The 15,933-nt window shown below is 52.0% G+C and carries 17 protein-coding genes; 7 read left to right on the forward strand and 10 right to left on the reverse strand.

Annotated elements, in window-relative coordinates:
- Positions 1 to 550 precede the first annotated feature (550 nt).
- The 3 genes from CLV84_RS19285 (at position 551) to CLV84_RS19295 (ending at position 2,695) form a co-directional block, all read left to right on the forward strand.
- Positions 551 to 1,360 (forward strand): helix-turn-helix domain-containing protein, encoded by an 810-nt coding sequence (locus CLV84_RS19285; protein WP_104421471.1) that lies wholly within the window; start codon positions 551 to 553, stop codon positions 1,358 to 1,360.
- A gap of 88 nt (positions 1,361 to 1,448) precedes the next feature.
- Entirely contained in the window at positions 1,449 to 1,838 is a 390-nt protein-coding gene (locus CLV84_RS19290) for an ester cyclase (RefSeq protein WP_104421472.1), read from the forward strand.
- 302 nt (positions 1,839 to 2,140) lie between these two features.
- Complete coding sequence (locus CLV84_RS19295; protein WP_104421473.1) at positions 2,141 to 2,695, forward strand: thioredoxin family protein; 555 nt, start codon at positions 2,141 to 2,143, stop codon at positions 2,693 to 2,695.
- A 68-nt stretch (positions 2,696 to 2,763) separates the two neighbouring features.
- Here the strand turns inward: CLV84_RS19295 and CLV84_RS19300 are convergent, their stop codons facing one another.
- Positions 2,764 to 3,336 carry a Crp/Fnr family transcriptional regulator gene (locus tag CLV84_RS19300; RefSeq protein ID WP_104421474.1) on the reverse strand — a complete coding sequence of 191 codons (573 nt, stop codon included), beginning with the start codon at positions 3,334 to 3,336 and terminating at the stop codon, positions 2,764 to 2,766.
- 86 nt (positions 3,337 to 3,422) lie between these two features.
- On the opposite strand from CLV84_RS19300, the gene CLV84_RS19305 reads away from it, so the two are divergent.
- A complete protein-coding gene (locus tag CLV84_RS19305; protein WP_104421475.1) occupies positions 3,423 to 4,733 on the forward strand; it encodes an NAD(P)/FAD-dependent oxidoreductase in 1,311 nt (436 codons plus the stop codon).
- 126 nt (positions 4,734 to 4,859) lie between these two features.
- On the opposite strand, the gene CLV84_RS19310 is transcribed toward CLV84_RS19305, so the two are convergent.
- Entirely contained in the window at positions 4,860 to 5,312 is a 453-nt protein-coding gene (locus CLV84_RS19310; RefSeq protein ID WP_170067786.1) for an SRPBCC family protein, read from the reverse strand.
- A gap of 172 nt (positions 5,313 to 5,484) precedes the next feature.
- Between CLV84_RS19310 and CLV84_RS19315 the strand changes: the two genes are divergently transcribed.
- Both CLV84_RS19315 and CLV84_RS19320 read left to right on the forward strand, forming a co-directional pair.
- The gene (locus tag CLV84_RS19315; protein ID WP_104421477.1) at positions 5,485 to 6,339 is read left to right on the forward strand and encodes a helix-turn-helix domain-containing protein; all 855 of its coding nucleotides are present in this window, start codon (positions 5,485 to 5,487) and stop codon (positions 6,337 to 6,339) included.
- A gap of 88 nt (positions 6,340 to 6,427) precedes the next feature.
- Positions 6,428 to 7,162 carry an SDR family oxidoreductase gene (locus CLV84_RS19320; protein WP_104421478.1) on the forward strand — a complete coding sequence of 245 codons (735 nt, stop codon included), beginning with the start codon at positions 6,428 to 6,430 and terminating at the stop codon, positions 7,160 to 7,162.
- Between the two features lie 212 nt (positions 7,163 to 7,374).
- Here CLV84_RS19320 and CLV84_RS19325 read toward each other — a convergent pair whose 3' ends face one another.
- Positions 7,375 to 8,148, reverse strand: a complete 774-nt coding sequence (locus CLV84_RS19325; protein ID WP_104421479.1) for a DUF6584 family protein — start codon at positions 8,146 to 8,148, stop codon at positions 7,375 to 7,377.
- A 262-nt stretch (positions 8,149 to 8,410) separates the two neighbouring features.
- Here CLV84_RS19325 and CLV84_RS21560 point away from each other — a divergent pair, with 262 nt between their 5' ends.
- Complete coding sequence (locus tag CLV84_RS21560; protein WP_146088877.1) at positions 8,411 to 8,602, forward strand: hypothetical protein; 192 nt, start codon at positions 8,411 to 8,413, stop codon at positions 8,600 to 8,602.
- Between the two features lie 188 nt (positions 8,603 to 8,790).
- Here CLV84_RS21560 and CLV84_RS19330 read toward each other — a convergent pair whose 3' ends face one another.
- From CLV84_RS19330 to rpoN, 7 genes are all read right to left on the reverse strand, one after another.
- Positions 8,791 to 10,095, reverse strand: a complete 1,305-nt coding sequence (locus CLV84_RS19330) for a DNA cytosine methyltransferase (protein WP_104421480.1) — start codon at positions 10,093 to 10,095, stop codon at positions 8,791 to 8,793.
- Positions 10,092 to 10,889 (reverse strand): hypothetical protein, encoded by a 798-nt coding sequence (locus CLV84_RS19335; protein ID WP_104421481.1) that lies wholly within the window; start codon positions 10,887 to 10,889, stop codon positions 10,092 to 10,094. The genes CLV84_RS19330 and CLV84_RS19335 overlap by 4 nt, the downstream gene beginning before the upstream one ends.
- Positions 10,890 to 10,892: 3 nt before the next feature.
- Positions 10,893 to 12,083, reverse strand: coding sequence for a hypothetical protein (locus tag CLV84_RS19340; RefSeq protein WP_146088878.1), 1,191 nt, complete (start codon positions 12,081 to 12,083; stop codon positions 10,893 to 10,895).
- A gap of 338 nt (positions 12,084 to 12,421) precedes the next feature.
- Positions 12,422 to 12,961: a PepSY-associated TM helix domain-containing protein gene (locus CLV84_RS19345; RefSeq protein ID WP_104421483.1), complete on the reverse strand. Its 540-nt coding sequence runs from the start codon at positions 12,959 to 12,961 to the stop codon at positions 12,422 to 12,424.
- A 34-nt stretch (positions 12,962 to 12,995) separates the two neighbouring features.
- Positions 12,996 to 14,090 (reverse strand): glycosyltransferase, encoded by a 1,095-nt coding sequence (locus CLV84_RS19350; RefSeq protein ID WP_104421484.1) that lies wholly within the window; start codon positions 14,088 to 14,090, stop codon positions 12,996 to 12,998.
- Entirely contained in the window at positions 14,091 to 14,381 is a 291-nt protein-coding gene (locus tag CLV84_RS19355) for a GNAT family N-acetyltransferase (RefSeq protein ID WP_104421485.1), read from the reverse strand.
- Between the two features lie 54 nt (positions 14,382 to 14,435).
- A complete protein-coding gene (rpoN, locus tag CLV84_RS19360) occupies positions 14,436 to 15,932 on the reverse strand; it encodes an RNA polymerase factor sigma-54 (RefSeq protein WP_104421486.1) in 1,497 nt (498 codons plus the stop codon).
- Between the last annotated feature and the right edge of the window lies 1 nt (position 15,933).

Here is a 15,933-nt window from a genome sequence, read left to right on the forward strand (position 1 = left end):
AAATAAAATTCACAGCGGACAGGGCAAATGACCCACTTTCACCTATTGGGTGCTTCCGGCTCGCGTCGGTTCCGTCAGCAACCGTGCGGGTTAAGCGGAGCAGTACAACACGGTGCAGGCGGCCAATGCGGGGATACCTTATACATCCGTGGTTCCGAAACGTAGTACGCCGAAACGACCATTGGCAAATGACTAAGCCTGATCCGGCCGGGCTATAAGGTGGAGCGGGCAGATGCTCTCCGCGCGGGGATTCATTCCCACACAATAAAAATGGAAAGTTCCGGCAAGTCACTTGTGGAAGTTGCTACGAAAAGTGGAGATTGATTCCATTAGTACGAGGCATACAGTGAGTTCCGAGAAGCAATGAGCGGGCGCCTGAAGCAAGCCAAGAAGTCTAGGAACAAACTGCGCGCTATTGACGCTGAACTTCAGAACCCTAGGTAACAGTGCGTTTTGCCCGGTTCCAAACCATTCCGTGGTGAGTATAGCGGGCTCAAGTCATACTATCGGTTACTTTTTGGGCTCTTGTCCACTATATTGAAGGACTGCTATGGTATACCGTAAATATCAACCCTCGATAGCCTTATTGCCGTTCGTTAGGTGCTATTACGTCTGGGAAAGCCACCGGGCAATGGAAGGCGCGCTTGAAGTGCATTCACCTCCTAATGGTCTGGGTGGTATGGTGTTCAATTATGAAGACCCCTATCAAGTTCAAGATGCAAAGGGTAGGTGGGAAGACGTTCCTCGCAGTTTTATAGCAGGGCAGTTTACCAAGAGCTACACGCTGCGCCTTAAGGGCCGACCGGGGATGATCGGTATTGCCTTTGGGCCTGCCGGTCTTGCAAATGTTTTGGGAGTGCCCATGATCGCATTCACGAACCTGCGTATTGAATTGAAATTGGTCCTGGGAAGTGAAGCCGACCAATTGGAGAACCGGATATTGGAAAGCAAAACCAGCCAGCAACGCATTACCCTACTGGAAGAATTCTTGTTAAAGCAACTTTGCAAGTCTCGCCTTGCTATAGATAGGGAAGATTATGCTTTAGCTTCCATTGTGCAGCAAAAAGGCATGCTGTCCATCAGCAAGCTATCCGATGAACTCTGCATCAGTCCCCGACAACTCAGGAGGCGATTCACTGAAAAAGTGGGGGTAAGCCCGAAGTTGTTTTCCCGCATCAAACGGTTCAACTACGTCTCCTACCTATCGACTTCTGCTTCAAGTAACTGGATGGACATTGTCGATGAAGGCGGATATTATGATCAAGCACACTTTATTAAGGACCTCTACGATTTTTCCGGAAAAAAGCCGTCGGATTTTATAAACTACTACCGTGCCATGCCAGCCCTGATAGGTGCCTGAGAATGTCCTTTTTTTACAATAGCAGGTGACACCACGGTCCTATTTTTACCGAAACTCATCGCTACCATTTTAAAACAAGCACACGACCATGAGCACTACGGAAAAAAGTAAAAAGCTGATCCAGGATTACGCGCAGGCGTTAAACACGGACAAATCACGCGCCACCCTTGATAAGTTCATTGTGGACCGCGAACTAAGAGAACATATAATCTTGTTCGAGGCGGGATTGCCTAATTATCAGCTTGGCATAAAAGACCTCGTTGCAGAAGGAAACAAAGTGGTGTGTCGAGCAACCGTCCGGGGACAGCATAAGGGGGAGTTGTTCGGTATCGCGCCAACCGGTCAGGAGGTAAATGTGGATGGCTTTATCATGTACGAGATAGAAGATAACATGATAGTGAACCACTGGATGCAGTTCGACACTATGGCCCTGATGCAGCAGATCGGCAGCAAACCCGTTGCGGCTGCCGCACATTGAGGTTGAGCCCACCACACTTCCGCGTCGTCGCGCTCAACGGACTTGGAGTAGCAACTTGAGCGACGGAAAGGTTGGAGAAGGTGGCCGGACTAATGTCCAGTTTGCGGCAGATCTCCCCGACCCTGAGCCGGATAGAAAAGCCCGGTCGACAGCAAGACAGCGGATGGGGGGAGCACCTGCATCGGGAATACTTCTGGTGGAGGGTGGGTATCCGTAAATCCGCGATGGTGGAAAGGAGGGGGCCAAGTCAACCCCGGCGCCGTTAAGTGCCTTATGATAGCTAACCTCAATTCGAAGCCCACATGGCACTGACAGAATCCACGATGGTAGACATCGGCACTACGGCACCCGATTTCAAACTGGAAGACACCATGTCCGGCGCCAAGCTGACCTTCGACGACGTGAAGGGCGAAAAGGGCACCCTGGTCTACTTCATCTGCAACCACTGCCCCTACGTCATTCACACCATCGACGAGCTGGTGGACGTGGCCAACGACTACGAGCCCAAGGGGATCGGCGCGGTCGCCATCAGCAGCAACGACGTGGAGAAGTACCCCGTCGACAGCCCCGATAATATGGAGGCCTTTGCGCTGAATAACCTGTTCACCTTTCCTTACTTGTACGACGAGGACCAGTCCGTCGCCCGCGCCTACGATGCCGCCTGTACGCCGGACCTCTACCTCTTCGACGGCGAAGGGAAGCTCTACTACCGCGGCCGCCTCGATGAAAGCCGTCCGAACTCGGGTAAGCCACTCACCGGGGAAGACCTGCGCGGTGCCCTCGACGATCTGCTGGCCGGCAAGCCGAGCCCGGAGAAGCAATATCCCAGCGCCGGCTGCGGGATCAAGTGGAAGTAGAGTAGGGGGGGGCGATCTCTTTTCCTGCGCTCCGGCGCCCTACAAACGATAGGCGATACGTAAACTCTTCATTTGTTGCGTTGGTGCCGCAGCTTGCTCAGGTACTCGGGGGTCAGCCCCAGGTAGCCGGCGAGCAGGTACTGGGGGACGCTGTTGGCGATCTCGGGGTGGGCATCGCGGAAGGAGAAATAGATCTCCTCCTTCGAGTAGTCGAACATGAATTTGATGCGCCGCTGCGCCGTTCCGTAGGCCGTCTCGTAGATTTTGCGGAAGTAGGTTTCGAGCTGGGGGTAGCGGTGAAGTAGCTCCGCCTGTCGGTCGCGGCTGATCTCCAGCACCACGGACTCCCGTACCGCCTGGATCGAAAATTCGGAGCTCCTGCCGTGGTGCCAGGCGCGGTAGTCGGTCAACCACCAGTCGGGGATCGCGAACTGCAGCGTTTGCTCCTGTCCGCGCTGCGTGATGAAGTACATCTGGAGGCACCCGCTGACCACGAAGTAATGGTGGAGGTTGGGCCGGTCGGCCTCGTAGACGATCTCTTTTTTGTCGAGGTGCCTTTCCGTGAAGTAGGTCCGAATGTGACGGTAGTCCTCCTCGCTGACGGTGCAGTACAGCTTGAGGTTAGCGAAAAGCTGCTCCATGACGTGTCGGTAAATTCATTTCTTAATCCAGCTTAACTTTATTGGTAGCCGGGGGGCGGACCTTTGCAGCAGCAATACGCTAAAGTATGAAAGCTGCACAGAGAATCGTCATCGTCGGAGGGGGCTTCGCCGGCCTGGAGCTGGTCAAACGACTGGGTAACGCACCCGGCATAGAGGTCATCCTGGTGGACGGCAACAACTATAACTTCTTCCCGCCCCTGATCTACCAGGTGTCCACGGGTTTCATGGAGCCGTCCGCCATCAGTTATCCCTTCCGCAAGATCATCCGGGACCTGAAGAACGTCCGCTTCCGCTTGGGCCGCCTGCAACGGGTAGTGCCGCAGGAAAACCGGATCATCCTGGACAACGGAGAACTGACCTACGACGTGCTGGTCATGGCCACCGGTACCGAACCCAACTACTTCGGCAACGAACACATCGAGCAACTCAGTCTGCCGATGAAGACCATCAGCGACGCGCTCTCCCTGCGCAACGTCATCCTGACTCGCCTGGACCGGGCTACCCGCATCGCGGACCCGGTGGAGCGCAAGAAGTACCTGACCTTCGTCATCGCCGGTGCCGGGCCGACCGGGGTGGAGCTGGCGGGCATACTGTCGGAGATGAAAATATCGGTTATGCGCAAGGATTACCCGGAATTGAACCAAATAGACCTGGGCGACATCGTCCTGGTGGACGGGCTGGGTTCCCCCCTGGCCAGTATGTCGGCCGAGTCACAGGCGTATACGACCCGCCAGCTGACCCAACTCGGCGTGAAACTGATCATGAACACCCTGGTGTCCGACTTCGACGGTAATACCGTCTACCTGGCCAACGGCGAGGAAATACGCACCAAGAACCTGATCTGGGCGGCCGGGGTAGCGGCGAAGTCTTTCCCCGGCTTCTCCGCGGAGAGCTTCGGCGGGGGCCGACGACTCAAGACCGACCGCTTTAACCGCCTGCCGGCCTACGGGAACATCTTCGCCCTGGGTGACTGCGCGCTGATCGTCGGCGACGAGGAATATCCCCGAGGCCACCCCCAACTGGCCCAGCCGGCCCTGCAGCAGGCAGCCAAGCTGGCTGACAACCTGCTGCGGAAGCCCGGCGAATGGACCCCCTTCCGCTACACGGACAAGGGATCTATGGCCATCATCGGCCGGAACAAAGCCGTACTCGACCTGCCGAAGAACCGGTATACCGTAACGGGCTTCCTGGCCTGGTGCATCTGGATCTTCGTCCACATCGCCGGCCTGATCAACTTCCGCAACCGGATCCGGACCCTGCTGAACTGGCTGGGCTACTACGTCAATAAGGACCAGTACTTCCGGATGATCATTAAGCCGAACGAACGGCCGGAGCGGGAGGAAGTTGCGGAGCCGGAGCTGGAGTCGGTGGTCTGAACGGAAGTCCTGCCGTTCGGGTAGCGCACGGAGAAGGGCATATCCTGATCACCACAGTCTAGTTCCTGTTAGACAATTAGCTGAGTTAGCTGGAATTTCAAAGGTTTTGAGGAACACTAAGCAGTCTCACATCGACGCCACCAACTCCTTCAATAAGGCACCAGACCGATCGCGCCAACCTCCGGCTAACAGATTATAGATCCCGTCGTCTTCCGGCCGAAAACCCTCGTGCGACAGCTTTAGGCGGGTGGATCCGCTGTCGGTTGACTCCAGCGACCAATTAACTACCGTATCGAGTGGGCCGGTCTGCCAGGTATACACCAGACGGCGCGGCGCCTCCACCTCCTTCACCTCGCAGTTGATAAGACCGTCGAAACCCGGTGCCGGCGTAGTACGGAACGTAAAGTGCCGGCCGACCTCCGGGGTGATATCGTTGGGGAAGAGCCACTGCTCTACCAGCTTGGGCTCGGTCAGTGCTTTCCACACTTTTTCCCGGCTTGCGTCGAGGTCATAGGTGACGTGAATCGCCCGATTTTGATCGGTGGCCTTGTCGTCACTACTATCGTTTACTGTTGCCATAGCCCGTCTTACTAGTTTCTCCTCAAACCCTGTGGTAAGGAGTAAGTTTGGGTGGGACGGCAATCGGCTACAACGGGCGGACCATCCCCCCGCCCCAAAACTTTTCCCCACCCCCAGGCCTTTTTTCTCCGCGATCCACGCATGGTGCTGGACCGGTGAAGATGTGTATCCCATGAACGACCAGGCAATGAATATCCCGGCACAGCGGAGCAGCTTACCGGTCTGTATGGCCTCCCGGCAGGGCGTTGTGCTACCCAACACGGGCTGCACGGCGGACGAGCAGGCGGAACGCTCCGTAGGCTACTACCTCTCCTTCGTGAGCAAGGGCACCTCGAGCTACGAAGTGGATCTGGAAAAGGTATCCGTCACCGACGGGCAGCTACTTTTCGTCCGTCCCAATCAGCTCTTGACGCACCCCACCTCCGATACGGCGGAGGAGTACTACCAAATCGCCTTCGACGACCGTACCCTGGCCCTGCTGCCCCGGCAGTTTGGCTTCCTACTCCATCCGAACCATACGGCCGTCGTCGACTTCGACGAAGCTACGGCCGCGCGGGTGACCGCTGCCTTCGCGATCATCGAAAACCTGCTGCGCCACCCCAAGGGCGCGCGTACGGATTCCCCCATTTTCCTGTCTTACCTCACCAGCCTGTTGACGGAGTTGGAACACGCCTACAGCCTGGTTGAAAAGCGGCCCGTCAACGCCCGGATGGCCAAATTCGCCGAGTTTAAGGACGCCGTGGAGCGGCACCTGACGGAGCAGGTATCAGTGAGCCATATCGCCGAGGAGCTGGCCACGAGCCCGAGTACGCTGTACGGGATCGTGAAGGAAGTGGCGGGCACCTCCCCGAAGGAGTACATTACCAACCGCCTGATGCTGGAGGCGCAGCGGCGGCTCTACCTCGAGCAGCCCAGCATCAAGGAACTCGCCTACGACCTGGGCTACAGCGACCCGGACTACTTCTCCCGGCAATTCAAGAAGTTTACGGGCAAGAGTGTCGGACAATTTATGGAGTCCGTAAACTGATTTGTCCGGGTTTCCGAATGATTTCTCCGGTATAGTCGACCGGTACCCCCGGTAGTTTTGCCCTATCAATTAACGCAATACTACCCCCATGAAAACTGCATTAGTCACCGGCGCCAACAAAGGCATCGGCCTCGGAATCGCTCGCCAGCTGGCCCGGGAAGGCATTTACGTCTACCTCGGCAGCCGCAACCCGGAGAACGGCCGGAAAGCGGTCGAACAACTGAAATCAGAAGGTTTGACCAACCTCGAAACCGTCCAGTTGGACGTAAGCGACCAGGCCTCCGTCGACGCCGCCCGGGCGTACATCGCCGGCAAGGTCGATACCCTCGATATCCTCATCAACAATGCGGGCGTCGGCGGCGGCACCGAGCAGCGCTCCCTGACCATGGATCCCGACGCGATCAAGGAGATATTCGAGACCAATTACTACGGCGTGGTCCGCATGACCCAGGCCTTCGTCGACCTGATGCAGGGCTCCGACGCCCCGCGGATCGTCAACGTGAGCACGGGCCTGGCCTCGCAGACCGTGGCGACCGATACGACCAACTCCTACTACGACTACAAGCTTACGGGCTACCAGTCTTCCAAAACCGCCCTGAATATGTACACCATCCAGGTCGCCTATGACCTGCGGGATACCAACTTCCGGGTGAACGCCGTCTGCCCCGGCGCCATCGACACCGACATGAACCGGAACCCGGGCACCGAGCCGGTGGAAGTCGGTGCGGCGCGTATCGTCAAGTATGCGCTGATCGGGGAGGACGGGCCTACGGGAAAATACTTCAGCGAGGTGCTCTTCGGGGACGATGAAGGCAAATGGTAGTGAAGACGAACCAGGCCGTCAGCCTGCTTTGATCTTTAATACGACACCCCCGTGCGCGGTATATGCGGGCGGGGGTGTTTTGTATTTGGGCGGCGGGGCGCAGGAGAAGGGAAATGACCCGGAAGCTAGCTCACCTGACAAATGATTTGTCCACCCGAAATGGGTGATACCTGACTGTCAAAGGCGCCACCGCAAGCCGGCTGCACCCATATTCATCCGGATCGGGACCAGCCGTAGATCAGCCGTTGCAGACTTCTTCGACGCCTACAAGGCTCTCCGCCGGCTTGACGATAGCGCAGTGTCCATACCATGTAAAACAGCCACCTGAACGTAGTTACCGCTCCAACCAGTAAAAAGACAACTACAAGAATCAGCATAAGAATCACCGCACCGATAAACGCTGAATCTTTGAATTTCTGAACGGTCGTCCTTTTGTCTACAGGCGATTCGTTTTTCTTTCCACCGTACGTAGGAATATGACCTACTTCTTTCTCGGCCTTGGTCTGCAGCGAGGAAAGAAGGTGTTTGACGCCGTCGGGTAAACGGTTTTCCTCGCCGTAAAACTTGAGGTCCCGCAGCGCTTTGTACCCCGATCCGTTTATACTCTCCAAATACAAGCTTACCGCCTCCTTTATCCTTGGGTCATCGTCTTCAATCAGCAGCCAATAAAGGCCGGCCTTGTCGATTCTTCCTACCTGAAAGTATATTTCTCCAAGTTTTCTTCTGAATTCCAAGTTGTTTGGATAGGCACGGATAAATCCATGCGACCGGTCAATAGCCTTCGAGACTAAGCCTCTCTTTAGATCTTTATCTATTCTTGCTAATCTATCATTAACCTCAAACCTGTCTAGCACCTTCATTTTTGCGTATGGAACCTGGTTGGGTAATTGATCGCGTTGGCTAAAAGTAAGGGTTGGTCTTTTTGGAAAGGTGAGTACCACGGGTAAAACCCAGAAGGGTATCGTGGCCAGCTTAGCCTTTTGCAATCAGCAAGGTGGCCCGGCGACCTGGCGAAAGAAGATACTGGTTTTACTGGAGCAGGCGCTGGAGAGCCTACTCGACGCCCCCTGGACCAAAAGCGAGGTAAGCAATACCCAAAAATCATCGCCTCCCGGCGCCGCAACTGGGACAATCTGACCCTCATATTTAACTATAGTCCGCTTATCCGCCGCGTCACCTGGGGAAGGCCCCCTAGATGTAAGCTCAATCACGAACGCCATGTAGGCCTTCCACCGGCAGTTCGGGCGGGTGACCAAGACAAAGGCTTCTTCTACCTCCGATACGGCGCTGATGTCCGCCGAAGGCAGCAGCGAAGCTAACCTGCTCTACCTCGTCCAGCGCGTCGTCACCGCCAAAGGGCATAAGCCTATGCACAACTGGAACCGGATCTTATCGCAACAGGCCATCCTCCACGATGACCGATTGCGCCTGGACCTTTGAGCCGGGGAAGATGGCCTATTCACTTTTTAACTTAACCTTTAATCCTAAAAAGAATTACTGACACACTTTATGCAATACTCTCTAAGGCGGCCGGATACGGCCTAAAACCGGGCAGCAACTGAGGATGAGGTATTATGAGTGAACTCTTAACTTAATGGTATTGGCGCGGTGTTGCGCGCATTTTTAACTTAAATTAAAGATAATTGCTTGAATTCCTTTTTTACTTTCCCAAATTCTGTCACTAGGTTTTGGCAGACCAATTTTACTACTTTAGAGTTCACCGCATTTCCAAGGGCATAGAAAGCGGAAGAAGGATGGTCTGGCATTTTTAACTTTTTCATACTCTGCAATTTTTTTCCTTCTTCTATACTCAGATACCTTAACCTACTTGCGACTATTGGAATTTGTGTGCTTACTGTGACTAAAGACGGAAAATAATCAGTTCTTTTGACTCGGACTCCAGATCCACGAAATTGAATGAGGTATCTAAAAATATTCCTTTCTCCACCTTTTACATTCCATTCAAATTTTTGCCAACTAGGTACTCCTAAATTTTTAATATGTGGAACTAAGTCATTAAATAAATAACCATGCTCAAGATAAAAGTTCCTATTTTTCCTAATAAAATTCTCCTTCCAAACTGGAAATCGATTGACCTCATGCCTAGCATATGACGGTAAACTAGCAAACGTTTCATTTAAGCTTAATCCTTTAAGAGAAACGCCAAAATTACCTTTACTTTTCCCAAGTTTGATCGAACTTACAGAATAAGGTGTTTCTCCTTCGAATGGGTAAGTAGCACCAAACTCCATAGACCAAAGCGGGCCAGGGATTGCCAAACCTTTAGGTAATCTTTCAAGAAACTCTTGCCAAAGTTGCAGTACGAATATTTTTTCTTCCTCTAATTTTAAAGAATCAAAGTTGTCATATTTTGAATCTAGAATAGACTCTATATTAGTTTCTTGTTTGCTCTTTCTAGGCCATTCAAAATGATCAATATCATCAGTACTCCCTACTACAAAAAATCTTTCACGATGCTGCGGAACTCCAAAATTATGCGGGGACAAAATAGAGCATTTTACGGTATACTCTAGTTCGTTTTCTAGTTTGTCAATTATATATTTATATGTCTTACCACTTTCATGTTTTTCAAGATTCCTGACATTCTCAAGAATAAAGTATTTAGGTCTTTTAAGCCTTAAAATTTCAACAATATAATCAAATAAGTATCCGTTCTTTTCGTCACGTAATCCATTTTGCATACCAGCCTTAGAAAATGGCTGACAAGGAAAACCTGCACACAAAATATCATGGTCAGGAATACAACTCAAATCAACTTTAGTGATGTCTCCTTCTGGGTATATCCCAAAGTTTTCCTCATACAAATTCCGTAAAGTTTGCTTTTTTTCAGATGCAAAAACGCATTCAGCTCCCAATTCTTCTAGTGCATTATGAAACCCTCCCAACCCCGCAAAAAGATCAATAAACTTCATTCTTCAATTTTCACACTGCACCATTCTAAAGTGTCAGTGCGCAAAGATACGTCAACTTCTTCTTTATACAAAAAGTTGTAAATTCTAAGACGATCTAAAACCATGCCATAGTCTGAAACTCTTTTCACCCAATCCTTCTGAACCACATAGTCGACAGTGGATATAGAGCAAATTATATTAGTGTTGAACCATTGTATGTAATTAGTCCAGCGACCTAAATTGATAGCTTTTTTCTTTGTCCAATGTATTCCCGCCGCACATTGCATCAAAACGTAAAAATTACCGCTTCTGCCGTCGTCAAAGGTCTTATAACCAATAGCATCTACCCCATCGTCTTTATAATCATTTGAAGCGAGTAATCCTCTTTCTTCAATACATCTTACGGCCAATTCATCTAAATAAGTATTTAAATTTTTACTTGCTGGAAATCCGAGGACGTATACATTTCCGTCAATGAAATTTTTCAGAGCATATGCACTAAGAATTTCAAACAATTTAGTTCCGTTAGAAGTATCTGATGCGCCATAAAATGAATAATATACACACAAGAAATATTCAGGAACTTCTGTGTAGCTTTTCAAAGGCCTGATGATATTATTCTCGATTTCGTATAAAGGGTCTTTATAAAATCGCGATCTTTCTTCTAATTCAGAAATCCAACTATCGACTATATCTTCGTCTTCTTCACCACTAATAGTGATAATCTTACTTTTGGACATAAATCGTCCAGTCTGCAAAAGATTAAGTTCCAGCCATTCAATTGCTTTTCCTTCTTTGAAATCAACGTAATCCATAGCCTAATGAATATTCTTTTCGAGGACTTCAATAGCTTCTTTCAGTAACTCTACTTCATCAAGCAACTGTTCTTCGTTTCTATATTTATATGCGTACTGCAATGAAGATTTTATAGCTCTTGTTGCATTTCTTATTTTCTTAAGTAAAAACTCTTTCTCGCCGCTAGTTCTCTCATATGCACCATCTAAATCCTCATACTGCATAAGGTACTCAACTGCTTCTTCGTGCTTTACGACATAACTTAACTCACTGGTAATTTTCCTAGAGTCGGAGAGAACACGGTTTTTATTTCTTGATTTATCTCCGTAGATCCAAGTAAGTATGTTTCTAAATTCTTCAAGTTTATCATCGGGAACTAAATCCTGTCCAAAATTTACATCTTTATATTTTGGCAGTCCTACATAATCTCTGATTGCTCCACTATTGTAGGCAACAGTTAATAGACTAAATTTATTTATTATAGGTTTGGTGTCAAAATCTAAATCCTCATTAGCCTGCTCATATAGTTTAAATGCTACATATTGCTTGACCAATTTATCAGATCTGTGAGCAATGATTTGTTGAACCTCTTTTATAGCTTCACTCACTGATTTATCTTGCTTGACATAAAAGTCGATCATATCAGCTGTATATGATGCCTGCGCAAAAGCTTCCCATTTAAGATTTCCAGCTATATGCCTTATTCCTAAATAGGTATATACATCTTCCCTTTTAGGGTAGATAATTGAAGGAATATTTGTTATATCATAGAGTATGTATTCATCATTCGTTTTGGGAAAAATTTTATCGAGTTTCAATTCATCTCTAAGAGCCTTATTAGAAATTAATTTTATAGCTGACAAACGACGATTTCCTTCAACAACAGTAAATGTAATTTCACCCGCCTCTATAAGTTCTTTATATTTTTCAGCTAAATCATCGACGTTGTCATATGCGTTGGGATCAAAATCTTTAGGCTTTTTATCAGGAATTACTACAATGGGCTCTTCGTCAAAATATCCGTTTTGAACTAGTGATAACCCAACATTCTCAGAATCAAAGTGCTCGTATAGCACCCTTACCAAATCTGACTGAGAAGCATCTTCTGCTTTAGGCAAATAAGGAATTAATCTAGGATTATTTCGATCTAAGGATATTATACTAGAACTTAAATCTAGAAGTGGTTTTCTTCCTCCTTTACCAGGGAATTCCATAGCTTATTAACTTTTAAACATAGATAAACTAACAATTCAAAGTAATCAAATTTCCCAACACATTTTCTTTCTGAACATCAGTTTGAACACTTTAAGTTTAATTTTTCAGAATCGCACACTTTTTTGTTTGCGCGTAACACAGTGATCAACGCATTGCGCATACAACCATAAACTGACAGAAATTGACGTGTTTACGTCCTGTATATCCGCCGATGATGAAAGAGTAGTCAAGGTAGAACAAATTGACGGTTGTGGGTCCAATTAGTGGATCCTCGCCCTTTTCGGCACCCAAAACCACCAGTTGGATAAGGAGACTACCTACTTAGCTCCTACTATCTCTACCCACGCCGCATTACCTTAGGCCCATACCACAACCAAAACCCACTAACCGTAAACACCACCGTAGCCAGGCCCATCAGGGTGGAATAGACCAGCTTGAACGGGTCGTTCACGATACTACCGTCGTGGATGTGCTCGATGAAGTCGGCGCGGCGGATGCCGATGCTGAGGACTTCGCCGGTGGCGCCGTCCAGTTGGACTTCGCCGTAGTGGTTTTCGAAGAGGAACTTGATGGAGCCTTTACCGGGGCGGTAGTCGATGCGATCGATGGTGGTACCGTAGTCGGGGCCGAGCGAATCCACCAGGGCGGTCTGGGCAATCGTCAGCAATTCATCCGGGGGCAGCCATTCGGATAGGGGGCGGTCCGTGCCAGTTGCGGTGGATGGCATGATCCATTCGCTGTCCTTCTTCCAGCCCAGCAGGACGCTGGTGACCCCGATCACGAAAAAGAAAACGAACAGCGCCAGCCCCGTCCAGCGGTGTACGCTGCGGGTGCGGCGCAGCCATAGGGCCTGGCTTTTGCGGCGGTTCTTCTTCATGCAATCGCTAAGATACCACGGTTAGGGGAGCCGCTTACCAGCTCTTCGAACTGGAAAAGCTGGCGGTCAGCAAAAACACATAATGCCAGGAGTACAGTAAATCAAATACCAAAATCATGGGCAGTTTCAGGAAAAACAGGACACCTGCGTCCCCGCCCAAAAACTGGCGCACCGGCTTGCGCCAAAAAGTTGCCGCTACCACGAGCGCGCGGAGGGCGTAGGCCAGCAGCGCCCACTTCCATACCGCGGTGAAGAGTAAAAAGAAGCCGGTCAGGTAAAAGAGGCCATGACTTAGCGCCAGCCCCACCAGCAAGGCCTGGTGGGCGCCGCGGTAGTGCAGGCCTACCGACTGGTGCCGAAGTTTTTGCTTGATGTAGCCGACCAGGGTAGGGACGGGCGTGCTGAACGTCCAGGCCGCCGGCTCGGTGACGCGGGCCGTGGTGCGCGCCCGGGAATAATAACCGACGATCAGGTCGTCGTCGCCACCGGGCAGGTTGTCGGGGCCGGGAAAACCGCCCGCCCGTCGGAAAAAGGTGCGTTGGTAGGCCAGGTTCCGCCCCACGGCCATGTACGGGTAGCCGCGGCGGGCCAACCCCTGGTAGTGGAGGGCGACGTGGGTTGCCTCGTACCGCTGCCAGGCGGCCAAAAGGCTCCTGCCGCCCCGGAGCGGCGCGCAGCCGAGGACCACCTCGTCGGATTGGGCGAGGGGAGCCGTCATACGCGTGAGCCATTCATCGCTGGCGGCTATGCAGTCGGCGTCGGTGAGCAAAACGATATCGTGATTCGCGGCCCGGAGCCCGGCGCGGAGGGCATCGCGTTTGCCGGGGTTGGTATCGCCGGGGTCGATGATGCGCAGGCGGTCGTCTTCACCGGCCAGCTTCGCGGCAATGTCGCCGGAGCCGTCGGTGGAGTTATCGTCGACGGCGAGGAGTTCGAAAGCGGAGTGCCGTTGGGTGAGGATGGAGCGCAGACAGGCCTCCAGCGTAGCCGCTTCGTTATGGAAGCAAACCAGGACGGAGACGGGCTGCTCATGGCTAGCCGGCCCGGGGGCGGGATCGAGGGCCCGGTAAAAGATAAACAGCCAGGCGGCGACCTGAACGGTTAGGGCAACCAGCAGCAGGGTCAGCATTTACGGCGCTACCGTAACGTCTTCCCACTCGGGGTGGCGGCTCACGTAGGAGGCCACGAAGGGGCAGGACGGGATAGCCTTCAAGTTGTTGTCGCGGGCGTACTGGAGGGCGGTGCTGACGAGACTGCCACCAATGCCCTGACCGGAGAGCTCGTCGGGAACTTCGGTGTGTACCAAGTCGATGAATTCGTCATCCTTCATGCGGTACTCGAGCTTACTCAGTTGGGAACCCTGGCTAATTTCGAAACGGTTTTTATCGGGGTTGTTGACGACGGACTCGGAATTGGACATAGGCAGCTGGTTTATTGGGGCCGCAATAGTACGTACAATACCGGGAGATGTTTGTTACAATTCCTTGCGTAATCGGGCTACGGGCTGGCCGAGCTGTTCCCGGTATTTCGCCACCGTTCGCCGGGCGATATCGTAGCCGGCATCCTTCAGCGCGCTTTGCAGTTTGCTGTCGTTCAGGGGCTTGCGTTTGTTTTCCTTGTCGATAATTTCGCCCAGTACCTTCTTTACCTGGGTCGTACTCACTTCCTCGCCTTCCTTATTGGTCATGCCTTCGCTGAAGAATTCCCGCAGGGAGAAGGTGCCGTAGTCGGTCTGGACGAACTTGCTGTTCACGACCCGGCTCACGGTACTGATGTCCAGCTCGGTGGGGGCGGCAATGTCCTTGAGGATCATGGGCCGGAGGGTCTTCAGGTCACCGGTGCGGAAGAACTGCTCCTGGTAGCGGACGATGGCGTGCATTACGCTGTACAGGGTCTGCTGCCGTTGTTGGATGGCCTCGATGAACCAGCTGGCGGAATCGATATTCTGGCGGATGAAACCGGCTGCCTGTTTCTGGGCGGTCGTCAGTTTCCCGCTTTCCTTTTGCTTCCGGCGGTATTCGGCGAGCTGTTGCTGGTAGTAGTCATTGATCTTCAGGTCGGGGGCGTTGCGGGAGGTGAGGCGGAGTTTGAGCTCACCGTCCTGCACCGTGACGAGAAAATCCGGCACGACGACACGTGCCGCCCTCCCCCCGGCACGGCCGCTGAGGCCCGAAGCCGGTTTCGGGTTGAGTTTCAGAATCTCGTTGAGGGCGTCCCGGAGTTCGTCTTCGTCGACCTGTAGTTTGTCCCGGAGCTTGTCGTAGTGCTTTTTACTGAAGAGCTCGAAGTACTCGCGGATGATGGTCTGGGCGAGCACCAGGTCGGCGAAGTGGTGGGCATCCAGGTCTTCGCCGTTGTCGACCTTGTTGTTGAGCTGAAGCAGCAGGCATTCCCGGAGGTTGCGGGCGGCCAGGCCCGGCGGGTCCAGAGACTGGACGATCTTCAGTACGTCCTTGATCCGACGGGTGTCGACCTCGACGTTGTAGTTGATAAGCAGGTCGTCGGCAATGGCGGAAGGCAGCCGCTGTAGGTAACCGTCGTCGTCGAGGTTGCCGATAATCTGCAGGGCGATGGTGCGGTCGAGGGGGGTATCGAACTCCAGACTGGAGAGCTGTCCTTCCAGGTACTCAAAGAAGGAGTTCTCGTCGGCCGTGTAGCTGCCGGGGGCGTCGTAGGTTTCCTCGTTGCTTCCGGACTGCTGGTAGTTAGTGGGGTCGTCGTCGATGTACTGCTGGAAGAGCTCCTCCATTTCGAAGGGGTCGTCTTGCTTTTGATCGGCTTCCTGGGCGTCGTGATCGAGGGGGTCGTTGGCGGATTCCGGCGGGGCTTCCTCGAGGGTGGGGTTGCGTTCCAGCTCCTCCTTTACCCGCTGCTCCAACTCATACAGCGGCAGCTGCATCAACTGCATCAACTGAATCTGACGCGGGCTGAGCTTTTGGAGCTGGGATTGCTTGAGCGACTGTCCGAGCATA

Source organism: Neolewinella xylanilytica (assembly GCF_002934605.1).
GTDB lineage: Bacteria > Bacteroidota > Bacteroidia > Chitinophagales > Saprospiraceae > Neolewinella > Neolewinella xylanilytica.